Raw genomic sequence first — 25008 nt, 5'->3', positions numbered from 1 at the left:
CCGCGGTCACGTTACAATGCGGCGTTTGTCTTGCTTGTGCGCGGTGCCCCGTACCGTGCCCGGTTCACCCTCCTTCCATGACTCGACCTTCCTCCGCACGTCGTCATTCGATTAAGCCGTCCGCTTCTGCTGCGCGCCCTATGCCTGCCCGCGAGTCACGCTTGTCGCAACTGCATCTGCCGCCCGACTCGCTGGGCTTCGCGCTCGATGGCGCCGCGCAGGCGGTCGGCGCCGTGCGTAGCGGCACAGCTTTGCCGGCGGCGCTGGCGGCCGTGCAAGCTGCGCTACCCGCCACTTCGGCTGCCAGCGCGCGCGGCGCCATGCAGGACATTGCTTACCGCACGCTGCGCCGTCTCGGCACGGTCGACTGGATCGCTGCACGGCTCGTGCGCAAGGCGCCGCCGCAGCATGTCGGCAACATGCTCGCGTGCGCGCTGACGTTGCTCGTCGATGAAACCGACGCGGCCCCCTACGCGGCGCATACGGTCGTCGATCAGGCGGTGAACGCAATCGGGGCACGTCGCGAAGTCTCGTTCGCGAAAGGCCTCGTCAATGCCGTGTTGCGCACTTTCCTGCGTGACCGCGACACGCTGATGAGCACTGCGCGTGCCGACGCGCCGGCCGCGTGGAACTATCCGCAATGGTGGATCGACGCCGTCAAGGGCGCATGGGACGAGCGCTGGCAGGACATCCTCGCTGCCGGCGATCGTCCCGGCCCGCTGACGTTGCGCGTGAACGCACGCCGCGCGACGGTGGCCTCCTATCTGGATACGCTGCGCGAGCATGGGATCGAGGCCGCTCAGATCGGCACTCACGCGGTGCGACTGGCCGCGCCGCTCCCGGTCGAGCGCATCCCCGGCTTTGCGCAAGGCGTCGTCTCGGTGCAGGATGCCGGCGCGCAACTGGCGGGCGAATGGCTGGGTGTGCGTGACGGCATGCGTGTGCTCGATGCTTGCGCGGCGCCCGGCGGCAAAACAGGGCACGTGCTCGAGTTGGCCGACGTGACGCTCGTCGCGCTCGAAAGCGACGCAACGCGCGCCGCGCGCATCGGCGAGAACCTCGCGCGGCTCGAACTGCAAGCACAGGTGCGCGTGGGCGATGCGGGTGAGCCCGCGCAATGGCACGACGGCATCGCATTCGACCGCATCCTGGCCGATGTGCCGTGCTCGGCCTCGGGCATCGTGCGGCGCCATCCCGACATCCGCTGGCTGCGGCGTGCCTCCGACATCGCTGCGCTCGTCGCCGAGCAGCGCCGCATCCTCGATGCGCTGTGGCCACTCCTGAAGCCGGGCGGCGAGCTGCTTTACGTGACGTGCTCGATCTTCCCCGAGGAAGGCGAGGCGCAGGCCCAGTGGTTTGAACGCGTACATGAAGATGCGGTACGATTGGACGCGCCGGGGCAACTGGCGCCCGTTTCGGCAGCGGCCGGAGCCACGTCGTCGGTGCCCCAATCGACCGGCCTGCGCACCGACGAGCGCACCGGGTTTGCCATCGACCACGACGGTTTTTTCTACGCGCGCTTTCAGAAACGGTGACGATCAGCAAACGCTTCTTCCCGCTGCGGCTTGCGGCCTCGCTCTGGATTGGGCTGACCTTGTTGCTCGCTGCGGCGGTGCCTGCGCATGCCGAGTCGATTGCCGTGCAGCGCGCTTCGCTGCAGGCGGACGGCAGCGGCTGGACGCTCGATGCGCGCTTCGACTTCGAGCTCAACAGCAGCCTCGAAGATGCCGTGAACAAGGGCATTCCGCTGTACTTCACGACCGATTTCGTGCTGTCCCGTCCGCGCTGGTATTGGCTCGACGAGCAGCCCGTATCCGTGTCGCAAACGCTACGCCTGTCGTTTCAGCCGCTCACGCGCGAGTACCGCGTCTCGACGGGCGGCTTGCAGCTCGGCTTCGCCTCGCTTTCCGATGCGCTCGCCGTGATCAAACACGTGACGTCGTGGCATGTGATCGAACGCAACCAGGTCCAGCAAGGCGAAACCTATACGGCGTCGGTGCGTATGGAGCTCGATACGGCATTGATGCCCAAGCCGTTCCAGGTCGATGCGGTCAACAACCGCGACTGGACGCTCGCTTCCGATTGGAAGCGCTTCCCCTTTACGGTGGCCGAACGTGCTAAGTAGGGTGCGCCGCGTCGCGGACGCGAAAAGCATCGTCGCCCGCGTGCTGGTCTCGACAGTCGCGATCACCGCGTTGCTGCTGCTCGTGCTGCTCGCAGCCGCGAGCGCGAACACGGAGTTCTTCGACCGCTACTACTCGTGGCTGTACGCCGCGAACATCGTGGTCGCGCTCGTGTTCCTGCTGGTCGTCGTCGCGCTCGCCGTGATGATCATCGCGCGTTTGCGCAAGGGCAAATTCGGCACGCGGTTGCTGGCGAAGCTGGCCATCTTCTTTGCGCTCGTCGGCGTCGTGCCAGGCGGGATCATCTACGTCGTTTCGTATCAGTTCGTTTCGCGCAGCATCGAGTCGTGGTTCGACGTGAACGTCGAAACGGCGCTGACGGCGGGTCTCAATCTCGGGCGCGGCATGCTCGACGCCTCGCTGTCCGATCTGCAGACGAAGGCGCGGCTGATGGCTGAGCAGCTCGCGAGCACGCCCCCCAACAACACCACGCTGACGCTGCTGCGCCTGCGCGATCAGTTCGGCGTGCAGGAGGCGATGCTGGTCGAATCCTCGGGCAGCGTGATGGGCGCGTCGCCCGATCTGCATGTGGTCGCGCAGGCGTCGAGCAACATCGCGTCGTTCGTGCCCGACGACATGCCGACGCAGATCATGATCGATCAGGCGCGCGGGCACGGCTATGCGTCGATCGAAGGCGAAATCGACGGCGATCCGCACGCCCGGGGCAGCAAGGGCACCTTGCGCTTGCGCGTGCTCGAACGCATTCCCGATGCGAATACGACGCAGCTGCTGCCGACCGAACGCTTCCTGCAGCTCACGCAGCCGGTATCGCCGACGCTCGCGCGCAACGCCGACTCCGTGCAGCGGGCCTACCGCGAGTATCAGGAAAAGGCGCTTGGTCGCACGGGGCTGCGCAAGATGTACATCGGCACGCTGACGCTCGCCCTGTTTTTGGCGACGTTCGTGGCGATGATGCTCGCGTTCGCGCTCGGCAATCAGCTCGCCCGGCCGCTGTTCCTGCTCGCGAAGGGTACGAAGGAAGTGGCTGAAGGCGACTACACGCCCAAGCGCGAGATCAAGACGCGCGACGAGCTCGGCTTCCTCACGCAGTCGTTCAACGCGATGACGCGCCAGCTGTCGGAGGCGCGTGCGGCCGTCGAGCGCAATCGCGTCGCGCTCGAACATTCGAAAGCGTATCTCGAGAGCATTCTGGCGAACCTGACGGCCGGCGTGTTCGTGCTCGACCGACAGTTTCGGCTCACGACGGCCAATCGTGGCGCCGAGCGGATTTTCCGGCAGCCGTTCCAGTCGATGCTGGGCGCCTCGCTCGAGCACATCGGCGTGGTTGCCGAGTTCGCCGTGATGGTGCGCAAGGCGTTTGCCGATCGCGAGGCCGCGAGTACGAACGGTGTCGACGACGGCGGCCACTGGCAGCAGCAATTTGCCGTCCCGGTGCCGGGTGAGAGCGAGCCGCTGACGCTGCTCGTGCGCGGCACGCGGCTCGCCTCGGGCACGCAGGGCGACGAGGCGCAGGCGACCGGCTACGTAGTCGTGTTCGACGACATTTCGGATGTCATATCGGCGCAGCGTTCGGTGGCCTGGGGCGAGGTGGCGCGTCGGCTTGCGCACGAGATCAAGAATCCGCTCACCCCGATCCAGCTGTCGGCCGAGCGCCTGCAGATGAAGCTCGCCGATAAGCTTTCGCAGCACGATGCCGACGTGCTCAAACGCGGTGCGACGACGATCGTCAATCAGGTCGCGGCGATGAAGCAGATGGTCGACGATTTCCGCGACTACGCGCGTACGCCGCCGGCCGTGCTCGCGCATCTCCAGTTGAACGACCTGGTGACGGAAGTGCTCGGGTTGTACGGCATCGAGGAAGGCAAGAGCCCGATCGCGGTGGAGCTGTCGGCGCTGCCCGTGATCAAGGGCGACGCGACGCAGTTGCGTCAGGTGATTCACAACCTGCTGCAGAATGCGCAGGATGCGGTGGCCGATGCGGAAAGCCCGCATGTGCTCCTCGAAACCAAAACAGTAGAATATGGCGACCCCGACGTGCACGGCAAAGTGAGCGTCGCGGTGCGCCTGACCGTGTCGGACAACGGCCCGGGCTTCCCCGCGCGCATTCTCACGCGCGCGTTCGAACCTTACGTGACGACGAAGGCCAAAGGAACGGGGCTCGGGCTTGCCACGGTCAAGAAGATCGTCGACGAACACGGCGCACGCATCGACATTCGCAATCGCGTGAAAGCGGGTAGCGAGACGGTCGAAGGCGCGCAAATCTCGATTTTGTTCCTGCAAATGGCAGACGACGCTCCAGCAGCTGGGGCGGCGAGCGCGCCATCGCGCGGCGGTGCCGCGCCGGGAACGACAAAAGCAACAGTGCAGACAAGGGCAGCATAAATGGCAACCATCCTGGTAGTAGACGACGAAATGGGTATCCGGGAATTGCTCTCGGAAATCCTGAGCGACGAGGGACATGCCGTGGAAGTGGCGGAAAACGCGCAGCAGGCGCGCGAATCCCGCTTGCGTCAGGCGCCTGATCTGGTGCTGCTCGATATCTGGATGCCCGACACCGACGGCGTGACGCTGCTCAAGGAGTGGGCAGCGCAGGGGCAGCTGACCATGCCCGTCATCATGATGTCGGGCCATGCGACCATCGACACGGCCGTCGAAGCGACGAAGATCGGCGCACTCAATTTCCTCGAGAAGCCGATTGCGCTGCAAAAGCTGCTGAAAGCCGTCGAGCAGGGGCTGGCGCGGGGCACCGCACTGCCCACCGCGCAAGCGGCAGCGGCCAAGGCGGTGCCGGCCAATGCGGCAACCGTCGCGCAAGCCGTCGCATTGCCGATGATGGCCGTCGACAATGTCGCGGCCAGCAGCTTGCCGGCGCAAACGGCTTCGATCTCGTTCGACATTCCGCTGCGCGATGCGCGTGATGCATTCGAGCGCGCCTACTTCGAATATCACCTCGCGCGCGAGAACGGCAGCATGACGCGCGTGGCCGAGAAGACCGGTCTCGAGCGCACGCACCTGTATCGCAAGCTCAAGCAGCTCGGCGTCGACCTCAGCAAGAACAAGGGCGAATAAAGCCGAAGCCGAAACTGAAGCCGCTTGCGAAAAAATGCTTGCGGCAGACAAAACCCATTGCTATACTCTCGCTTCTTCGTGGCCCGGTAGCTCAGTTGGTAGAGCAGCGGATTGAAAATCCGCGTGTCGGTGGTTCGATTCCGCCCCAGGCCACCAGCAGTATCCAACCCCAAGAATCGCAAGGTTCTTGGGGTTTTTCACATGGCCTTTCATGGTTGGGGCCGTCGATGGGCGGCTGGTCAGCGCGTTTCCTTGGCCTTCACTTCTGGTCAATATAAGCGCCGCGCGGCCTGGCCCCAATAGGCGCAGCGTATACTGCGAATGGGCAAGAGGCACGCGCGCATGCGGCACGACGCTTATCATTCATCACGGTCCACGGAGTTTTCACGGTGATTCGGACAGACGCTAACGGCGGCGCGCTCGTGCTGTTTTCCGGTGGTCAGGATTCGACTACCTGTCTCGCCTGGGCGCTCGAGCGCTACGCGACGGTCGAAACGCTCGGCTTCGATTATGGCCAGCGCCACCGCGTCGAGCTCGAATGCCGCGAAGGCGTGCGCCAAGCGCTCATGCGTGAATTCCCGCAGTGGGCTGAGCGGCTCGGCGAGGATCACATGATCGACCTGTCGGTGCTGGGCTCGATCAGCGACACGGCCATGACGCGCGAAATCGAGATCGAGGCCGCAGCGAGCGGACTGCCGAACACGTTCGTGCCCGGCCGCAACCTGATGTTCATGACGATCGCTGCGGCGATCGCCTATCGGCGTGGTCTGCGGGTGCTCGTCGGCGGCATGTGCGAAACCGACTTTTCGGGCTACCCCGATTGCCGCGACGATACGATGAAGGCGCTGCAAGTCGCGCTGAACCTCGGCATGGACAGCCGCTTCATTCTCGAGACGCCGCTGATGTGGCTCGACAAGGCCGATACGTGGCGCCTCGCACACACGCTCGGGGGCGACTCGCTCGTCGAGCTGGTCCGCGTCGAGACGCATACGTGCTATCTGGGCGAACGCGCCGAGCTGCACGCGTGGGGTTTCGGTTGCGGCGAATGCCCTGCCTGCCGCCTGCGCAAGCGTGGCTACGAGGCCTATCTAGCGGGCGAAAAGGTGACGCAGCCGGCTTAGGCCTGGTGCATATCGGCCGGATGGCGAGCGGCATGGGCAGTGTCATCGATATCGTCCGCGATGTCGGTGACGAACCATCGGTCATCGCCCACGGCCATTGAGACGGAACAACGCAGTATGACGTACGCGGTCAAGGAAATTTTCTACACGTTGCAAGGCGAAGGCGCGAACGCGGGCCGCCCTGCCGTGTTCTGCCGGTTCGCCGGTTGCAATCTGTGGTCGGGCCGTGAAGAGGACCGTGAGACGGCCGTGTGCCGCTTTTGCGATACGGACTTCGTCGGCACCGATGGCGAAAACGGCGGCAAGTACCGTGACGCGCAAGCGCTCGTCGAACAAATCGCCTCGCTATGGCCGGCAGGGGAAGCGCATCGCTTCGTCGTCTGCACGGGCGGCGAGCCGATGCTGCAAATGGACGAGCCGCTCGTCGATGCACTGCATGCGGCCGGCTTCGAAGTAGCGATCGAAACGAACGGCTCGCTGCCGGTGCTCGAATCGATCGACTGGATCTGCGTGAGTCCGAAGGCCGACGCCCCGCTCGTCGTCACGAAAGGCAACGAGCTGAAGGTCGTCGTGCCGCAGGACAACCAACGTCTGGCCGACTACGCCAAGCTCGATTTCGACCATTTCCTCGTACAGCCGATGGACGGGCCCGCGCGCGATTTGAACACGCGGCTCGCGATCGACTGGTGCAAGCGTCATCCGCAGTGGCGCCTGTCGATGCAAACCCACAAGTACCTGAACATTCCCTGATTCCATCGTGCTGACGATTACCCGAAAACTCGAATTCGACGCGGGCCACCGCATTCCCGATCACCGCAGCCAATGCCGCAATCTGCACGGGCATCGCTACGTGCTCGAGATCACGCTGCAAGGCGATATCGTCGAAACGGAAGGCGCGTCCGATTGCGGCATGGTGATGGACTTCGCCGATGTCAAAGCGCTCGCGATGGAGCATCTCGTGAGCCGTTGGGACCACGCGTTCCTCGTCTACTCGGGCGACGCGCGCGTGCGCGAATTCCTCGAATCGATGCCGGGCCACAAGACGGTGGTGCTCGATCGCGTGCCGACGGTCGAGAACCTCGCGGCCATCGCGTTCGACACGCTCGCGCACGTCTACGACGCGCACTACGGCGTGAACCTGCGGCTGCACCACGTGCGGCTCTATGAGACGCCAAACTGCTGGGCCGACGTCGTGCGCGACTAATTGCGCGTGCTCGGGCGCACTCCGGTGCACGACCCAACCGCCCGTTTATTGTCACGGTATGATCGAGCCAGGCTGGCACTGCTCTCAGGGCAGCCGGCACTGACGAGAAATCAACAAAAGCGAGACATGCCGGGCAACGATCGCCGATGAGGCGTCGCTCACGTCGCTTGGCGGCTGCGCAAGGAGAGCGTCGATGAGCGCGTTCACGAATCCCCTCAAACAACGTCTGAAGGAAGCGGAGCCGTTGTTCGGCCTGTGGCTGTCGCTCGGCAGTGCCGACGCGGCCGAAGCGCTCGCGCATGCCGGCTTCGACTGGCTCTGCATCGACATGGAGCACGCGCCGAACGATTCGGCCGACGTGACGGCGCAGTTGCGCGCGATTGCCGCCGCGCACTTGCCGACCGAGCCTGTTGTGCGTGTTCCGGCCGGCGAAGGCTGGCTCGTCAAGCGCGTGCTCGACGCAGGAGCCCGGACGCTGATGTTCCCGAATATCGAATCGGCCGAGCAGGCTGCCCACGCGGTGCGCCTGACGCAGTATCCGTGCGCCGGGGCGACCGACGGGCTGCGCGGCGTCGCGGGCGTCGTGCGCGCGGCGGCATTCGGCGCGCGGCGCGACTATCTGCAAAGTGCCAATGCGCAGATCGCCACGATCGTGCAGATCGAGTCGGCGCGCGCACTCGAGCAGGTCGAGCACATCGCCCAAACGCCGGGCCTGGATTGCCTGTTCGTCGGGCCGGCCGATCTGGCCGCCAGTCTCGGTCATCTCGGCGATGCCAAGCACCCCGATGTGCAGGAGGCCATCGCCCACATCGGGCGCGCGGCGCAGCGCGCCGGCGTGGCAGCGGGCATTTTTGCGCTCGATGTCGCGAGTGCGCGGCAATATCGCGAGGCAGGTTTTCGCTTCATCGCGCTCGCAGCCGACGTCATGTGGCTCGTGCGCGCGACGCGAGCTGCGTTGCAGGAGGTACAGGCATGAAGATGCGCGCAATCACGCTGGCCGCGCTGGCGGCATTGATCATGGCCGGTAGCTGGGTCGCGAGCCCGGCACGAGCGCAAGCCTCGGCCGCGAGCGCGGCGCAGGACGATCCGCAAACGCAGACGGCCGTGGCCGATTACAACGCTGGCAATTTCGGCGCGGCGCTCAAGGAATTCCACGACGCTGCCGAGCGCGGCAATCGGCTCGCGCAATTCAACTACGCGATGATGCTGCTGAACGGCGAAGGCACGAAGGCGGATGTCGACGAGGGCCGCAAATGGCTGCGCAAGGCGGCCGACGCGAACATGTCGCATGCGCAATACGTGTACGGGAAGATGTATGACGACGGCGATTTCGTCGCGCGTGACCCGGCCGAAGCGCATCAGTGGTTTCTGAAGGCTGCGCAGCAAGGGCACGTCCAGGCGGAGCTTGCGCTCGCCAATCAGTTTCTCGACGGGCGCGGCACCGCGCGCGACGATAAGCAGGCGTTCTACTGGTACAAGAAGGCCGCCGAAGGCGGCGACATGACGGCGCAGTACGTGACGGGCTCGTTCTACGAACGCGGTGGCGCTGGCGTCGAGCGCAACCTGAACGTCGCGCGCGCCTACTACGCGGCGGCCGCCGCGCAAGGCGACCCGGCCGCCCGGCTCAAATTCCAGCAATTGAGCGCCGAACTCCAGCGCGAGGCGAAATCGCCGGCGGCCAAGCCGAAAGCTGCTTCGCAATGAGCGTATGAGCCGCGTGAGTGGCGTGGGCGCTGGCCCGCGTCACTCAACTCTTCATCAAGCGCTTCTGGCGTCCGACGCTCATGATGAGGCCCACGGCGGTGCCGAGCGTCGTGAGCGCCGTGCCACCGTAGCTCATGAATGGCAGCGGCACGCCGACGACGGGCAGGATCCCGCTCACCATCCCCACGTTGACGAACGCGTAGGTGAAGAACGCCATCGTCAACGAGCCGGCCAGCAGCCGGCCGAACAGTGTCGCGCCGTTGGCCGCGATAAAGAGGCCGCGCGCGATCAGCGCGATGTATAGCGCGAGCAGTACGAGTTCACCCGCGAGGCCGAACTCCTCCGAGAACACGGCAAAGATGAAGTCGGTGTGCTTTTCGGGGATGAAGTCGAGGTGGGCCTGCGTGCCCTTGAGCCAGCCTTTACCGAGCGGGCCCCCCGAGCCGATCGCGATCACGGCCTGAATCGTGTGAAAGCCCTTGCCCAGCGGATCGGACGTCGGATCGAGCAGCGTGCAGATGCGGTGCTTCTGATAGTCGTGCATGAGGGGCCATTGCACCTGCGGCTGACAGATCTTGTCCTGGAACGTGGCGATCGAGCCCGCCGCGATGACCACGGCCACGAGCACGGGCACGATGAGCTTGAACGACAGCCCGGCGAAGTAGATCACGAACAGGCCCGCGGCGAACACGAGCACGGCCGTACCGAGGTCGGGCTGCTTCGCGATGAGCCCGACAGGCACCATCAGGATCGCGAAACCGGCGACGAAGTCGTACCAGCGGATGTTGCTCTCTCGGCGCTGGTAGTACCAGGCCAGCATGAGCGGCGTCGCGATCTTCAGGATCTCGGACGGTTGAATGACGACACCGACGTTGATCCAGCGTTTGGCGCCCTTCTTCGTGATGCCGAACGCCGCCACCGCGACGAGCAAGGCGACGCCGAACGTATATAGCGGGACGGCAAAGCGCATCAGCGTGGTCTGCGGTACGTTCGCGAGCCCCCACATCAGCACGAACGTGAGCACGATGTTGCGCAGCTGGTCTTCGACGCGCCCGGGCACGTCGAGACTCGCGCTGTACAGCGTCACGATGCCGACGCACAGCAACAGGAACACCGTCAGCGCGAGCGGACGGTCAAAGCCCACGAACATCTTCTTGATGCGTTCGAGCCAGGCGCGCTTGTCGAAATGCATGCCTCTCTCCGTTATTCGTCGATGCCGGCTTGAGCCGGCGTAGCCGGTGCCGCGCCCTCGCCCGCAGCGCCCTTATCGTCGGTGCCGTTGCGCGTTGGGGCGAGCGCCTCGTTGTGCGTGTCGCTGGCAGGCTGTGGTGCCGGTGCCGATGGCACGGGCTTGGCGGTAGCCGGTATCGCGGACGCGGCGGCGGCCGCCTTCGGGCCTCGGCCGGTTTTCACGGCTTGGTTGGCGTTGCCGATGGCGGACGAAGCCGGCATAGCGCGCGCCGTGCCGATGGCGGCGGACGCCGCACTCGCCGCGGATGCCGCCGTAGCTCCCGATGCCGCCGCAGCTCCCGATGCCGCCGCAGCTCCCGATGCCGTCGTGGTGCCCGAAGCCGCCACCGCACCCGACACCGTCGCGGCGCCCGACGCATCGCGCGGCGCGGAAGCCGGCACCACGGGCATCGGCAAAGCCTTGAAACCCGCCGCGATCTTGACGGGCTGCGCGCCTTGCGCCTCCGAGGCGCCGATCACGGGACCATTCACGACTTGCGTGGCCGAAGCGGCGTCGGCGACGGCCGCAGCCAGCACGCCAGGCTTGTTGCGTTGAAGCAGGTAGTAATCGAGCACGCGACGCACGATCGGACCGGCCACGCTGGCGCCCCACCCGCCGTTTTCGACGATGACCGCCACCGCGATCTTCGGATCGTCAGCCGGCGCGAACGCGATGAACAGCGAGTGGTCGCGCAGATGTTCGGCCAGCGCGCCGCCGTGATACTTGGCGCCTTGCAGCGAGAACACCTGTGCGGTCCCGGTCTTGCCGGCCACGGCGTACGCCGAGTTGCGGAACACCTCATAGGCCGTGCCCGACGGATTGCTCGTCACGTTGATCATGCCACGCTTCACCACGTCGATATCGGCCTGCGAGACGTCGATGCGCCCGCTTTCGTGCGGCACCGTCTGCCGTAGCAGGTGCGTGATCGGATTTTCGATTTCCTTGACGAGGTGCGGCTTCATCACGACGCCGTTGTTGGCGAGCGTCGCCGTCGCGTGAGCGAGCTGCAGCATCGTGTACGAGTTGTAGCCCTGCCCGATGCCGAGACTGATCGTTTCACCCTCGTACCAGCGCTGCTGTTCGGGCTTGCGATACGCCTTCTTCTTCCAGTCGGTCGACGGCAGGATGCCGCGCGCTTCGCCTGCGATGTCGATGCCGGTGATCTGGCCGAAGCCCCACGGCTTCATGAAGTTGGCGATCGTGTTGACGCCGAGGTCGTGCGCGAGCATGTAGAAATAGGTGTCGTTCGACACCATGATCGCGCGGTTCATGTCGATCCAGCCCTGGCCCTGCGGCACGTCGTTGCGGAACACGTGGCCCGCGAACGTATACGAGCCCGGATCGTGGAAGCCCCAGTCGGGCGTGCGCTTATGCAGTGTCAACGCGGCCAGCGCCATGAACGGCTTGTAGGTCGAGCCCGGCGGATAGGCGCTGTGCAGCGGGCGGTTCAGCAGCGGATGATCGGGCGAGTTGTTGAGCTCGTCCCAGTTTTGCTGGTCGATGCCGTCGACGAAGGCGTTCGGATCGAAGCTCGGCGCGGAGACGAACGCGAGGACGTCGCCCGTGGCCGGCTCGATCGCGACCAGCGCGCCGCGCCGGCCCGCGAACGCCTGCTCTGCCACCTCTTGCAGGCCGATGTCGATCGACAGCACGAGATTGTTGCCGGGCGTCGCCTGCGTGCGCGACATCGTGCGCACGGGACGCCCGCCAGCCGTCACTTCGACTTCCTCGAAGCCGGTGAGCCCGTGGAGCTCGGCTTCGTAGCTCTGTTCGACGCCGATCTTGCCGATGTAGTCGGTGCCGTTGTAGTTGTTCGCGTCGAGTCGCGGATCGTAGTGATCGGGGTCGCTGTCGTTCTGATCGCTGGTGTCGTCGATGCGCTCCTGATCGCGCTGCGAGATGCGGCCGATGTAGCCGATCACGTGCGCGGCGGTCGTGCCGAGCGGATATTGGCGAAACAGGCGCGCGCGCACGTCGACGCCGGGAAAGCGGAACCGCTGGGCCGTGAAGCGTGCGACTTCCTCGTCGGTCAGGCGCGTGCGGATCGGCAGGCTCTCGAAGTGCTTCGAGTCCTCGAGCAGCTTCTTGAAACGGCGCTTGTCGCGGGCATCGATCGTGATGACCGTCGAGAGCTTATCGATGACGTGATCGAGCGTGTCGTCGAGCTTGGACGGCGTGATTTCGAGCGTGTACGCGGAGTAGTTGCGCGCGAGCACGACGCCGTTGCGGTCGGTGATGATGCCGCGGTTCGGCACGATCGGCGCGACCGAGATGCGGTTCTCCTCGGCTTGCAACGAATACTTGCTGTAATGCCACACCTGCAGGAACAGGAAACGCAGTACGAGCAGGCTGAAGAGAACGAGCACGAACAACCCTGCCGCCGCGACGCGTACGCGGAACTTCGAGAGCTGCTGCTGGGTGTTCTTGAATTCCGTCATGCTACGGCGCGCGGGCGCGCTCAGATGGGCCGCGTGTCGTCAGGATTGGCCGGGCGACGTTGCGGCATCAACAACAGGGTGCAGGCGAGCGGCCACAACGCCGCTTCGACGAAGCCGTGCACGAGATAGCCCCAGCCGGGGAACGCCGCGCCCATCAGCAGACGCGTGACGAACGGCACGAGCTGGGCGACGACGAGCAACGGGGCGACGGCGAACACTTGTACGCCGCGCGGCATCCACAGCACGCGCCGGTGAATCGTGATCGCGCCGTACGACAGCAGCGTGTAGGCAAGCGCGTGCTCGCCGAGCAGGCTCGCGTCGTGTACGTCCATCAGCAGACCGAGGAAGAATGCGATGCCCATGCCGACCTTGCGCGGCTGATGGACGTTCCAGAACAGCAGCACGAGCGCGACGAAGTCGGGCACGCCGATGAGACGCCCCCACGGCATCAGGTTCAGCAGAAACGCGCAAGCGAGGCTGAACGTAATGAAGTACGGATTGACCGGCAGCAGGATGTAATGCGGACGGTTCATCGCTGCGCTCCCGATGCGGCGCTCGGCGCCGCCGCGTTCTTCTCGGTCGGCTTGGCCGCCGCCGTACTTGCCGTTTGATCGGCTGCCTTGTCGGCTGCCTTCTCCGCCGGCTTGTCGCCCTGCTTTTCACCGGCCTTGTCGGTCTTTTCGACATTCTTGGGCGCGGCCTTGGCGCCCTTCTTGCCTTTGGTTTCCTTCGTCGACGAGGCGGCTTCCGGCTCCTCGGGGCGCGGCGGCACGTTGCTCTGGTAATGCAGCACGAGCACGTCGCGCGCGCCGCGCACGGCGGCCACCGGCAGGCAGACGACGCGCGCGAACGCGGTATCGGCCTGCTTGTCGACGCGCACGACCTTGGCGACGGGCAGCCCCGACGGGTAGACGCCGTCGAGCCCGCTCGTCACGAGTTCGTCGCCGACCACGAGATCGGCGCTGATCGGCACGAAGCGCAGTTCGAGCGAGTCGCCGTTCGGCGTGCCGTAAACGATGCTGCGCAGCCCCGTGCGCACGATTTCGACGGGCACGGCCTGATCCTTGTCGGTGAGCAGCGTGACTTCGGACTGCAGCGGGAACACACGCGTGATCTGGCCGATCATGCCGTCTTCGCTGACGACCGGCGAGCCGTTCTGGATACCTTGCTGCGAGCCGCCGCCGAGCACGACCTTCTGCGTGAACGGATCACGCGTGTCGTACTGGATCTCGGCCGGCGTCGAGCGTGTGGCAGCGCGTTGCGACAGCTCGAGGATCGCGCGCAGGTGCGCGTTCTCGGCCGCCAGCAGGGTGACTTGATTGGCCCGCTGGGACAGTTGCAGATTCTTGTCCGAGAGCTTGCGGTTGTCGGTGCGCAGCGTGGCGTTCGTCACGACGAAATCGGCGGCCCCGACGATGAGGTCACGCGGCACGAGCGCCGTGCGCTGCAGCGGGTAAAGCCCCACGTCGAGCACCCCGCGGACGATTTCGAGCGTCTTGAAGCGTGCGTCGGAGATCAGCAGCGCGAGCGCGAGGACGACGAAAAAAACGAGCCGGGCGAGCGCGGACGGGCCTTGCTTGAAGAGAGGCGGCGGACTGTATTCCATGGTCGACGCCGAGGGCGCGATCGTAGGCGGCGGGCGGCGCGCTCAGTCGGCGCAACGAATGCGACGGACCGAGCGCGAGAACCGTACTGCGTGTCGCATCACTCGTACGAGAAGATGCTGCCGAGCTTGTCCATGCGCTCGAGGGCCATGCCCGAGCCGCGCACGACGCAGGTGAGCGGGTCTTCCGCGACGAGGACGGGCAGGCCCGTTTCTTCCGCGAGCAGGCGGTCGAGGTCGCGCAGCAGCGCACCGCCGCCCGTCAGCATCATGCCGCGTTCGGCGATATCGGCGCCGAGTTCGGGCGGCGTCTGCTCGAGTGCGATCTTGACCGACGAGACGATCTGATTGAGCGGATCGGTCAGCGCTTCCAGGATTTCGTTGCTCGAGATCGTGAAGCTGCGCGGAATGCCTTCCGACAGATTGCGCCCCTTCACTTCCATTTCCTTCACTTCGGAGCCCGGGAATGCCGAGCCGATTTCCTTCTTGATCGCTTCGGCCGTTTGTTCGCCGATCAGCATGCCGTAGTTGCGGCGGATGTAGTTGACGATCGCCTCGTCGAACTTGTCGCCGCCCACGCGCACCGAGCCCTTGTAGACGATGCCGCCGAGCGAGATCACGCCGACTTCGGTCGTGCCGCCGCCGATATCGACGACCATCGAGCCCGTCGCTTCGGACACCGGCAGGCCCGCGCCGATCGCGGCGGCCATCGGCTCTTCGATCAGATACACCTGCGAGGCGCCCGCGCCGTGTGCCGCTTCCTTGATCGCGCGGCGCTCGACCTGGGTCGAGCCGCACGGCACGCAGATGATGATGCGCGGCGACGGCGAGAACATGCGCGACTCGTGTGCCGTCTTGATGAACTGCTTGATCATCTGCTCGGTGACAGTGAAGTCGGCGATCACGCCGTCTTTCATCGGACGGATCGCTTCGATGTTGCCGGGCACCTTGCCGAGCATCTGCTTCGCTTCGCGGCCGACTGCCTGAATGGTTTTCTTGCCGTTGGGACCGCCTTCCTGACGAATCGAGACGACGGAGGGTTCGTCGAGCACGATGCCTTTGCCGCGCATGTAGATGAGGGTGTTGGCGGTGCCGAGGTCGATCGCCAGATCGTTGGAGAAGTAGCTGCGCAAAAAGCCGAACATGAAATTCCTGTCTCGCGGGAGAGGCCGGGTTTCGCCACTGGGGGCGCCGCCCGACAGCGGAAAAAACAAAAGCTTCGGGTTCGGGCGTGAGCGGCCGCCACACGAGCTCGAAGCTGCAATGAAATTCGACCGGAGGCCGCCGTGCGAGAGGCGAGGTGAGCTGCAAAGCACCGAAAGGCCAGGGGGCTAGGCGGTCCGGATTTGGTTCGAACGCGTAATGATACCTTATAATTTCGTCCTATTTGCAGTAAACGGACGGTCCTTTTTGTCGTCCCCGGCCCGCAGTTTGAGGGCTCGATCCCACGACCTAACTCCCTGGCGCAGCACGGTTTTTTCCCGTTGCGCGCAGCGTTTGTTTTTTCCGGTGAGACGCATGGCTTTGACCTTGACCGATGTGAAACGCATCGCCCATCTCGCGCGGCTCGAATTGGCCGATGCGGACGCCGAACGTACCCTCGTCCAGCTCAACGAGTTCTTCGGGCTCGTCGAGCAGATGCAGGCAGTCGACACCGCCGGCATCGCCCCGCTCGCACACCCGATCGAGCAGATCGAAGAAGTCGCGCTGCGCCTGCGCGCGGACGCCGTTTCCGAAACGGTCGACCGCGACGCCTACCAGCACAGCGCGCCGTCCGTTCAGGACGGGCTGTACCTCGTGCCGAAGGTCATCGAGTAACCGCGCGAATCGCGCTCAAGCGCTTAAGTCCCCCGATTCAGGACAGGAAAGAAATCCACATGCAAGCGAAAAGTCTGGCCGAGCTCGCGAGCGCGCTGCGGAACAAACAGGTATCCGCCGTCGAGCTCGCGCAGTCATATCTCTCGCGCATCGAAGCCACGCGCGAGCTCAACGCGTTCGTGCAAGTGCAACCCGAGCTCACGCTCGAGCAGGCGCGCGCGGCCGATGCGCGTCTCGCGCAGGGCGACGCGAGCCCGCTCACGGGCGTGCCGGTCGCGCACAAGGACGTGTTCGTCACACGCGGCTGGCAGTCGACGGCGGGCTCCAAGATGCTCGCGGGCTACCAAAGTCCGTTCGATGCGACCGTCGTCGAGCGCTTGACCCGTGCCGGCATGGTCACGCTGGGCAAGACCAACATGGACGAGTTCGCGATGGGCTCGTCGAATGAAAATTCGGCCTTTGGCCCCGTGCGCAATCCCTGGGATACGCACGCCGTGCCGGGCGGCTCCTCGGGCGGTTCCGCGGCGGCTGTCGCGGCGGGCCTCGCGCCGGCCGCCACCGCCACCGATACGGGCGGCTCGATCCGTCAGCCCGCGTCGTTCTCGGGCGTGACCGGCATCAAGCCGACTTACGGACGCGTGTCGCGCTACGGCATGATCGCGTTCGCCTCGTCGCTCGATCAGGGTGGCCCGATGGCGAAGAGCGCAGCCGACTGCGCGCTGCTGCTCAACGCGATGGCCGGCTTCGACGAGCGCGACTCGACGAGCCTGCAGCGCGAGGACGAAGACTTCACGCGCCATCTGGGCCAGGCCTGGCGTCCCGAGAATGCCGCGGATAAGCCGCTCGCAGGCCTGCGCATCGGCCTGCCGAAGGAGTACTTCGGCGCGGGGCTGGCCGACGACGTGCGTGCGGCCGTCGACGCGGCGCTCAAGCAGTATGAGGCGCTCGGCGCGACACTCGTGTCCGTGTCGCTGCCGAAGACGGAGCTGTCGATCCCGGTTTACTACGTGCTGGCGCCCGCCGAGGCGTCGTCGAACCTCTCGCGTTTCGACGGCGTGCGCTACGGTCACCGCGCGGCCGAGTACCGCGATCTGCTCGACATGTACAAGAAGTCGCGTGCGGAAGGCTTCGGCCCCGAGGTCAAGCGCCGCATTCTGGTCGGCACGTACGTGCTCTCGCACGGCTACTACGACGCGTACTATCTGCAGGCACAGAAGATTCGCCGCATCATCGCGCAGGATTTTCAGGAAGCGTTCAAAGCGTGCGACGTCATCATGGGGCCGGTGGCGCCATCGGTGGCGTGGGACATCGGCGCGAAGGGCGACGATCCTGTGCAGATGTATTTGGCCGATATCTACACGCTGTCGGTGAGCCTGGCCGGTCTGCCCGGCATGAGCGTGCCGTGCGGCTTCGGCGCGGGCCAATCGGCCAAGCGTCCGGTCGGCTTGCAGATCATCGGCAACTATTTCAACGAAGCCCGGATGTTGCAGATCGCGGATGCATTCCAGCGCGCAACGGACTGGCACGCGCAAGCGCCTGCAGGAGTCTGAACATGGAGTGGGAAGTCGTAATCGGCCTCGAGACGCACGCGCAGCTATCGACGGCTTCGAAGATCTTTTCGGGCGCTTCGACGCGCTTCGGCGCCGAGCCCAACACGCAGGCGTGCGTGGTCGACCTCGCGCTGCCGGGCGTGCTGCCCGTGATGAACAAGGGTGCCGTCGAGCGCGCGATCCGCTTCGGTCTCGCGATCGGCGCGACCGTCGCGCCGCGCAGCATCTTCGCGCGCAAGAATTACTTCTATCCTGATCTGCCGAAGGGCTATCAGATCAGCCAGTACGAGATTCCGGTCGTCCAGGGCGGCACCGTTACGATCCAGGTGCCGGCCAACGAAAAGGCGGGCAAGCCGGCTTACGAGAAGACGATCAATCTCACGCGCGCGCACCTCGAAGAGGACGCGGGCAAGTCGCTGCACGAAGACTTCGCCGGCATGACCGGCATCGACTTGAATCGTGCGGGCACGCCGCTGCTCGAGATCGTCACCGAGCCCGAGATGCGCAGCGCGGCCGAGGCCGTTGCCTATGCGAAGGCGCTGCATGCGCTCGTCGTGTGGCTCGGCATTTGCGACGGCAACATGCAGGAAGGCTCGTTCCGCTGCGACGCGAACGTGTCGGTGCGGCCGGTCGGGCAGAAGGAATTCGGCACGCGCGCCGAAATCAAGAACCTGAACTCGTTCCGTTTCCTCGAGGAAGCGATCCAGTACGAAGTGCGCCGCCAGATCGAACTGATCGAAGACGGTGGCACCGTCGTGCAGGAAACGCGCCTCTACGATCCCGACAAGCGTGAGACGCGCTCGATGCGCAGCAAGGAAGACGCGCACGACTACCGCTATTTCCCCGATCCCGACCTGATGCCGCTCGTGATCGATGCGGCGTGGGTCGAGCGCGTCCAGGGCGAGATGCCCGAGCTGCCGGCCGCGATGCAGCGGCGCTTCGCCGAGCAATACGGCGTGACGCCGTACGATGCGACGGTGCTGACCTCGAGCAAGGCGATGGCCGCGTACTTCGAGGCGGTGGTCGCCAAGGCCGGCGCGGCACAAGCCAAGGCTGCCGCGAACTGGCTGATGGGCGAGGTGTCGTCGCAGCTCAATCGCGACGCGCTCGAGATCGACGCCTGTCCGGTGTCGGCGGCGCAGCTGGCGCTCGTTTTGCAGCGCATCGCCGACGGCACGATTTCGAACAAGATCGCCAAGGAGATCTTCCTGGCGATCTGGGAAGAAAAGGCCACCGACGAAGGCGCCGCAGACCGCATCATCGAAGCGAAGGGCTTGAAGCAGATCTCCGATACGGGCGCGCTCGAGGCGATCATCGACGAGGTGCTCGCCGCGAACCAGAAATCGGTCGAAGAGTTCCGCGCCGGCAAGGAGAAGGCGTTCAACGCACTGATCGGCCAGGCGATGAAGGCGACCAAGGGCAAGGCCAATCCGCAGCAGGTCAACGAGCTGCTGAAGAAGAAGCTGTCGTGAACGAGCGGGCGCCGGCCTCGAACCGGCGCCCGGCCGCTTCCATCCGGTAGCCGGCCCGGCAAGCTGGCAGGTGGCCCGCGTGGTCTGCTGCTGCGTCCGGGCCTCCCGCGAACGAGCGTAGGACACCTGGGAATAGGGCATGGCGAAACAACCGCATCTGGACGATTTCCTGGTCCCGTTTTACGGCAACGGCAAAAAGTCGGAGACGTTCGCACTCACCGACTACGACACCGCGGCCAAGCCGTTTTCGACCGGGACGAAGCAGGCCGATCGCGAGCGGCTGGCCGAGTTTGCCGTGCGCCTCGACGAGATGCAGGAGCGCCTGCACGCGCAGCGGTGCGAGCGTGTGCTGCTCGTGCTGCAAGGCATGGATACGAGCGGCAAGGACGGCACGATCCGCGCCGTGTTTCACGAGGTCGATCCGCTGGGCCTGCGCATCGCCCCGTTCAAGGCGCCGACGCCTGATGAGGCCGCGCACGATTTCCTGTGGCGCGTGCACGCCCATGCGCCGGCTGCCGGCGAGCTGACGGTCTTCAACCGCAGCCACTACGAGGACGTGCTCGTGCCGCGCGTGCTCGGGCAGCTCAGCCACGGCGACCTCGTGCGCCGCTACCACCACATACGCCAATTCGAAGAACTGCTCGCCGATTCGGGAACGGCGATCCTCAAGTGTTTCCTGCACATCTCGAAGGACGAGCAGCGGCGCCGTCTGCAATCGCGCATCGACGATCCGACCAAGCACTGGAAGTTCGATGTCTCCGATCTCGAGGCCCGCAAACAGTGGGACGAGTACCAGGCCGCCTACCGTGACGCGCTGACGGCCACCTCGACCGAGCGGGCGCCGTGGTACGTCGTGCCGGCCGATTCGAAAACGCACCGTAACCTGATGGTCGCCGCGCTGCTGCTACGTGTGTTCGAGGGCTTGAACCTCGCGTACCCGCCAGCGAAGGAATCGCTGAAAGGCATTACCATCGCGTGACGGCGGGTAGGGGCGTCGTGTCGGCGAGCGGGCCGAAGAACGGCTGAAGAAGCGGCCGCGCACTCCACTCTATCGCTATCCCATTCATTGATTGCTAAAACGAAGGAACACCATGCTGCGTGTGATCACCGCGAACCTGAACGGCATTCGCTCGGCTGCCAAAAAAGGCTTCTTCGAGTGGTTCGGGCAACAGGAATCCGACATCGTCTGCGTGCAGGAAGTGAAGTGCTCGCAAGAGGACATGACGCCCGAATTCCTCGCGCCGCACGGCTTTACCGGCTACTTCCAGCACGCCGTCAAGAAGGGCTACAGCGGCGCCGGCCTCTATACGCGCCATGAACCCGACGACGTCATCATCGGCTTTGGCAGCGAAGAGTTCGACCCGGAAGGGCGTTATGTCGAAGCGCGCTTCGGCAAGCTGTCGGTGGTGTCGGTGTACGTGCCGTCGGGCTCGAGCGGCGAGGATCGCCAGCAGGCCAAATACCGCTTCATGGACGAGTTCATGCCGCATCTGACGGCGCTGCGCGCCGAACGCGAAGTGATCGTGTGCGGCGACGTCAACATCGTCCACAAGGAAATCGACATCAAGAACTGGAAGAGCAATCAGAAGAATTCCGGTTGCCTGCCCGAAGAGCGCGCCTGGCTGACCACGCTGTTCGACGAAGTCGGTTATGTCGACGTGTTCCGCACGCTCGATCAGCGGCCCGAGCAGTACACGTGGTGGAGCAATCGTGGCCAAGCTTACGCGAAGAACGTCGGGTGGCGTATCGATTATCAGATCGCCACGCCGGGCATTGCGGAGACGGCCAAATCTACGTCCGTCTTCCGCGACATCAAGTTCAGCGACCACGCGCCGCTCACCGTCGACTACGAGTACAGCGTTGCTTGACGGCTGCGCCGTGTGGCCCGCTTGCGGCTAAGACGCCGTGTCGCCTTTGCGCACGGGGGAATGCACTCTGAAAAACGACTCGAGGAACGCTTGGCGGGCAGCCGAGCGATCGACGGTCGTTTGGGTGCGTGTATCGATGACTTGACGCAGTAACCCGCCTTGGTCTTCGCGCACAGCCGGCCAGTTCGGCAGCGTGGGGCCGTTCGGGTTGCCGTGCTTGACGAATTGCAAGAAGTAACCCGAGAACAGGCGTGATACTTGGCGATCGTCGGCCGTCCAGGCATAGGAAGGCTCCCGGTCGAGATTGGCGAACACGTATTCGATCTCGCTGCTCTGCATGGCGCCGGCCGCCGGGTGCGTATCTGGCGACGTGTCTTGCCTGGGTGGTCGCGTGTGCGTGTATGAATAGAAGTACACGGGCGCGTGGCCGGTTTCGCGGTGAACGTTCATCCAGCGCCAGACGCCGTTATCGATCAATAGGTCGCCGGCGAGCGCACTGGACGCGTTCGCGATTTCGGTGGCGTTGTGGCCGGGGTAGTGGGTCAGTGCCTCGTCGGCGCGGTCGTCGAAGATGCTCGTCAACAAATCGCGCCACTTGGCGGGTGCCAAGTCGCGATTGTCTCGCAACCAGCTGACATCGGCTTCGTGCGAGTTGGTTCCCACGAGCAGTGGCACCTGTGCCTGCGCGCCTTTGCGAAACGTCGCTTCAGGAGGCTCGGTAAGAAAATAGCCGTCGACGTGCGGCCAGAAGAGCGCTGCCTCTGGGCTGCTGCTTTCGTGGTCGCGGCTGGCTGTCTGGACAGTGTCGGCGGGCAGGTTGCGCAGCGCGTCGAGCGACGGGGCGCTTAGCTGCCGCAAGAACGCTTGCCCCTTTTTTTCGGCGTCGCGGCGCTGTAACGGCACCCCCGAAGCAAACGCCGCGCCGCTTTCGCCGATCGCGTGCGCGAAGAGCCCGCTCGAGAGCGGCGAGGCCATATGGGCGCTGACCGAAGCCGAACCCGCTGATTCGCCGCCGATCGTGACGCGCTGCGGATCGCCGCCGAACCGCGCGATGTTATCTCGCACCCAACGCAGCGCCGCGACCTGGTCGAGCAAACCGTAATTGCCCGACGCGCCGTGCGGCGACCCCTGAGCGAGCTCTGGCAGCGCCAGAAAGCCGAAAACGCCGAGCCGGTAATTGACGGTGACGCTGACGATGCCGCGCGCGGCGAGGTTCGCGCCGTCGTAGCGCGGCTCGGAGCCATCGCCGGCCTGGAAGCCGCCGCCGTGGAAATAAACGAGGACGGGCAGTTTTTCATCGGTGCTGCGTGCGGGCGTCCAGACGTTGAGGTAAAGACAGTCTTCGCTCATCGAGGCCGAGCGAAATCGCATGTCGCCGAACGACTGAGGCTGCATGCAGCGCGGCGCGAACTGCTTGGCGTCGCGTATGCCGGCCCAGCGCTCGACCGGTTGCGGCTCGCGCCAGCGCGATGCGCCGACCGGGGCGGCCGCATAAGGCACGCCCTTGAAGATATGCAGCCGCGTGCCGTTGACCTGTGCGCGTGAGCCCTCGATCCTGCCGGCAGGTAGTTCGATTCGCGGTGCGGGGGCCGCTATCGAGATGGGCTCGCCGTGCGCGGTGCGCGGCAAGGCGGACGTGAGCGACGCGGCGGCGAGTGCGGGCAGGACGACCGCGGTGAGGCGAGCAAGCGGCGGCGGTTCGGCGTGTTCAAAGGCGGGCTGCCGACGCAAGAGGCGTCGATCGACGAGAGCCTTCAAGACAGATGGCGGATGGCGATTCGAAGCGATAGGCGAAACCGATGACGAAGCGGGTGATCGCATGAGAAACCTCTCATAGATGATGCGCTGCACGAAAAGGGTGACCTCACGTGTTGGACGTGTCGCGCGTGCGGCACCTCGGCTACGGTGCGGGGGGCTATGTAGCCGAGGCGCGTGTGGCCGGCCGTGGTTATTGCGCCGGATTGTTACCGCGCGAGGAAGGGCGCGAGTTGAAGTGCGACGTCAGGAAGGCATGGCGCGCGGCCGAGCGATCGATCTGCGTCTCGGTGCGCGTATCGATGATCTGCCGCAGCAAGCCGCCCTCGCTTTCACGTGTGGCTGGCCAGTTCGGCAGCGAGGGGCCGTTCGGGTTGCCGTGCTTGACGAACTGTGTGACGTAGCTCGAGAACAGACGCGACACCTCACGGTCGTCAGCGGTCCATGCATACGACGGCTCACGGTCGAGATTGGCGAACACGTATTCGATTTCACTCGCGTGCACGGCGCCGCGTTCAGCGAGCGCACCCGGCGACGCATCGCGTTTGAGCGGGCGTGCGTGCGTATACGAATAGAAGTACACGGGCGCATGACCTGTCGCGCGCTGCGCGTCCATCCAGCGCCACACGCCATGGCTCAGGACCATGTCGCCGGCAAGCGCCACGGACGAGCGCTCGATCTCCCGAGCATCGGCGCCGGGGTAGAGCGCCAGCGCCTCGTTGGCGCGTCGGTCGAACAACACCGTCAGCACGGTGCGCCAATTGGCCGGGGTCATTTCGCCGTCTTGTTGCATCCACATTCGATCGGCTTCGTGCGAGTTGGTCCCGATCAGCAGCGGCACCTGCGCTTGCGCGCCGTTGCGAAACGTCGTCGCCGGGGGTTCGGACAGGAAGTGGCCGTCGACGATGGGCCAGAAATCGAAGTCCCGATTCGTGTCGAGGCCGGCGTTCACCACTCTGTCTGCCGGCATGCTGCGCAGCGCGGCGAGTGTCGTGACACCCAGTTCGCGCATCAGCGTTCGCCCGGTCTTCTCCGCCTCCTTGCGCCGCCACGGTGCTGCCGATGAAAACGCGGAGCCGCTTTCGCCGATCGCGCGCGCGAAGAGCCCGCGCGAGAGCGGCGAGGCCATATGCGCATTGACCGCCGCCGCCCCAACCGATTCGCCACCGATCGTTACCTTCTGCGGATCGCCGCCGAAACGCGCGATGTTCTCGCGCACCCACCGCAGCGCCGCCACCTGATCGAGCAAGCCGTAATTGCCCGACGCACCGTGCGGCGACTCCTTCGCGAGCTGAGGCAGCGCCAGGAAGCCGAATGCGCCGAGCCGGTAATTGACGGTGACGGTGATGATGCCGCGTGCGGCGAGATTGGCGCCGTCGTAGCGTGGCTCGGAACCGTCGCCGGCCGCATACCTGCCGCCGTGGAAGTACACGAGCACGGGCAGTTTTTCGTCGGTGCTGCGCGCCGGTGTCCAAACGTTCAGGTAGAGGCAATCTTCGCTCATCGAATCGGAGCGAAACCGCATATCGTCAAACAGTTGCGGTTGGATGCAGCGCGCCCCGAAACGCGTGGCGTTACGCACGCCAGCCCAGCGCTCGGCCGGTTGCGGCTCGCGCCAGCGCAGCGCGCCGACGGGAGCCGCCGCATACGGCACCCCCTTGAACACTTGAAGCTGCGTGCCGCTGGCTTGTTCGCTCGAGCCTTCGATCGTGCCGGCCGGCAGTTCGACGCGCGGTGCCGATGGCGTCGGTGTCGGCGAAGCGTCCTGTGGCGAGGGCGCGCCATGCGCCATGCTCGGCCAGGCCGATGCAAGCGATACCGCCGCCAGTGCCGGCATGACGAACGTGGCGAGTCGCGCAAGCGGCCGCAAGGTGGGGGGGGAAGCGCTCTGCCGACGCAAGCGGCGTCGATGGACGAGCGCTGGGTCGACAGACAACGGACGGCGATTCGAAGCAACAAGCGAAACCGATGACGAAGCGGGTGATCGCATGAGAAACCCCTCGTGAAGGATCAGTTGCGTGGGAAGAACGA

The 25008-nt window shown here is 65.3% G+C and carries 21 protein-coding genes and 1 tRNA gene; 15 read left to right on the top strand and 7 right to left on the bottom strand.

The window, feature by feature from the left end; translation table 11 throughout:
- Nucleotides 1-77: 77 nt before the first annotated feature.
- From rsmB to D7S89_RS11900, 10 genes are all read left to right on the top strand, one after another.
- Complete coding sequence (rsmB, locus tag D7S89_RS11945) at nt 78-1535, top strand: 16S rRNA (cytosine(967)-C(5))-methyltransferase RsmB (RefSeq protein WP_121277854.1); 1458 nt, start codon at nt 78-80, stop codon at nt 1533-1535.
- Entirely contained in the window at nt 1532-2125 is a 594-nt protein-coding gene (locus tag D7S89_RS11940; protein WP_121277853.1) for a DUF4390 domain-containing protein, read from the top strand. The genes rsmB and D7S89_RS11940 overlap by 4 nt, the downstream gene beginning before the upstream one ends.
- Nucleotides 2115-4526, top strand: coding sequence for a sensor histidine kinase (locus tag D7S89_RS11935; protein ID WP_121277852.1), 2412 nt, complete (start codon nt 2115-2117; stop codon nt 4524-4526). Before D7S89_RS11940 ends, D7S89_RS11935 begins: the two co-directional genes overlap by 11 nt.
- Nucleotides 4527-5213, top strand: a complete 687-nt coding sequence (gene esaR, locus D7S89_RS11930) for a response regulator transcription factor EsaR (RefSeq protein WP_121277851.1) — start codon at nt 4527-4529, stop codon at nt 5211-5213. It abuts the gene before it with no gap.
- An 80-nt stretch (nt 5214-5293) separates the two neighbouring features.
- Nucleotides 5294-5369 (top strand) — tRNA-Phe (locus D7S89_RS11925).
- Nucleotides 5370-5602: 233 nt separating this feature from the next.
- Nucleotides 5603-6334, top strand: coding sequence for a 7-cyano-7-deazaguanine synthase QueC (gene queC / locus D7S89_RS11920; protein ID WP_121277850.1), 732 nt, complete (start codon nt 5603-5605; stop codon nt 6332-6334).
- Between the two features lie 117 nt (nt 6335-6451).
- Nucleotides 6452-7084 (top strand): 7-carboxy-7-deazaguanine synthase, encoded by a 633-nt coding sequence (queE, locus tag D7S89_RS11915; RefSeq protein WP_121277849.1) that lies wholly within the window; start codon nt 6452-6454, stop codon nt 7082-7084.
- A 10-nt stretch (nt 7085-7094) separates the two neighbouring features.
- Nucleotides 7095-7538, top strand: coding sequence for a 6-carboxytetrahydropterin synthase QueD (queD, locus tag D7S89_RS11910; protein WP_121277945.1), 444 nt, complete (start codon nt 7095-7097; stop codon nt 7536-7538).
- 193 nt (nt 7539-7731) lie between these two features.
- Nucleotides 7732-8514 (top strand): HpcH/HpaI aldolase family protein, encoded by a 783-nt coding sequence (locus D7S89_RS11905; protein WP_121277848.1) that lies wholly within the window; start codon nt 7732-7734, stop codon nt 8512-8514.
- Between the two features lie 41 nt (nt 8515-8555).
- Nucleotides 8556-9242, top strand: coding sequence for a tetratricopeptide repeat protein (locus tag D7S89_RS11900; protein ID WP_425470784.1), 687 nt, complete (start codon nt 8556-8558; stop codon nt 9240-9242).
- A gap of 43 nt (nt 9243-9285) precedes the next feature.
- Here the strand turns inward: D7S89_RS11900 and rodA are convergent, their stop codons facing one another.
- The 5 genes from rodA to D7S89_RS11875 form a co-directional block, all read right to left on the bottom strand.
- Nucleotides 9286-10434: a rod shape-determining protein RodA gene (rodA, locus tag D7S89_RS11895; RefSeq protein WP_121277846.1), complete on the bottom strand. Its 1149-nt coding sequence runs from the start codon at nt 10432-10434 to the stop codon at nt 9286-9288.
- An 11-nt stretch (nt 10435-10445) separates the two neighbouring features.
- Nucleotides 10446-12911: a penicillin-binding protein 2 gene (gene mrdA, locus D7S89_RS11890; protein WP_121277845.1), complete on the bottom strand. Its 2466-nt coding sequence runs from the start codon at nt 12909-12911 to the stop codon at nt 10446-10448.
- Nucleotides 12912-12931: 20 nt separating this feature from the next.
- A complete protein-coding gene (gene mreD / locus D7S89_RS11885) occupies nt 12932-13444 on the bottom strand; it encodes a rod shape-determining protein MreD (protein WP_121277844.1) in 513 nt (170 codons plus the stop codon).
- Nucleotides 13441-14517 (bottom strand): rod shape-determining protein MreC, encoded by a 1077-nt coding sequence (mreC, locus tag D7S89_RS11880; RefSeq protein ID WP_121277843.1) that lies wholly within the window; start codon nt 14515-14517, stop codon nt 13441-13443. The genes mreD and mreC overlap by 4 nt, the downstream gene beginning before the upstream one ends.
- Nucleotides 14518-14615: 98 nt before the next feature.
- Nucleotides 14616-15659, bottom strand: coding sequence for a rod shape-determining protein (locus tag D7S89_RS11875; RefSeq protein ID WP_017772379.1), 1044 nt, complete (start codon nt 15657-15659; stop codon nt 14616-14618).
- A 373-nt stretch (nt 15660-16032) separates the two neighbouring features.
- Between D7S89_RS11875 and gatC the strand changes: the two genes are divergently transcribed.
- The 5 genes from gatC to D7S89_RS11850 all read left to right on the top strand — a co-directional run bounded on the left by gatC (nt 16033) and on the right by D7S89_RS11850 (nt 21222).
- Entirely contained in the window at nt 16033-16332 is a 300-nt protein-coding gene (gene gatC, locus D7S89_RS11870; protein WP_121277842.1) for an Asp-tRNA(Asn)/Glu-tRNA(Gln) amidotransferase subunit GatC, read from the top strand.
- A gap of 59 nt (nt 16333-16391) precedes the next feature.
- On the top strand, nt 16392-17882 hold the full coding sequence (gene gatA, locus D7S89_RS11865; RefSeq protein WP_121277841.1) for an Asp-tRNA(Asn)/Glu-tRNA(Gln) amidotransferase subunit GatA: 1491 nt from the start codon (nt 16392-16394) through the stop codon (nt 17880-17882).
- 2 nt (nt 17883-17884) lie between these two features.
- The gene (gene gatB, locus D7S89_RS11860; RefSeq protein WP_183085163.1) at nt 17885-19354 is read left to right on the top strand and encodes an Asp-tRNA(Asn)/Glu-tRNA(Gln) amidotransferase subunit GatB; all 1470 of its coding nucleotides are present in this window, start codon (nt 17885-17887) and stop codon (nt 19352-19354) included.
- Nucleotides 19355-19493: 139 nt separating this feature from the next.
- Nucleotides 19494-20333 carry a PPK2 family polyphosphate kinase gene (locus tag D7S89_RS11855; protein ID WP_121277840.1) on the top strand — a complete coding sequence of 280 codons (840 nt, stop codon included), beginning with the start codon at nt 19494-19496 and terminating at the stop codon, nt 20331-20333.
- A 112-nt stretch (nt 20334-20445) separates the two neighbouring features.
- Nucleotides 20446-21222, top strand: coding sequence for an exodeoxyribonuclease III (locus tag D7S89_RS11850; protein ID WP_121277839.1), 777 nt, complete (start codon nt 20446-20448; stop codon nt 21220-21222).
- Nucleotides 21223-21249: 27 nt separating this feature from the next.
- Here the strand turns inward: D7S89_RS11850 and D7S89_RS11845 are convergent, their stop codons facing one another.
- A complete protein-coding gene (locus D7S89_RS11845; protein ID WP_220702140.1) occupies nt 21250-22953 on the bottom strand; it encodes a carboxylesterase/lipase family protein in 1704 nt (567 codons plus the stop codon).
- A 217-nt stretch (nt 22954-23170) separates the two neighbouring features.
- Nucleotides 23171-24913, bottom strand: coding sequence for a carboxylesterase/lipase family protein (locus tag D7S89_RS11840; RefSeq protein ID WP_183085162.1), 1743 nt, complete (start codon nt 24911-24913; stop codon nt 23171-23173).
- Between the last annotated feature and the right edge of the window lie 95 nt (nt 24914-25008).

The sequence above is a fragment of the Trinickia fusca genome (assembly GCF_003628145.1).
GTDB classification, from domain to species: domain Bacteria; phylum Pseudomonadota; class Gammaproteobacteria; order Burkholderiales; family Burkholderiaceae; genus Trinickia; species Trinickia fusca.
Note: the sequence above shows the minus strand (reverse complement) of the source record. Positions and strands in the feature narration are given on the sequence as shown.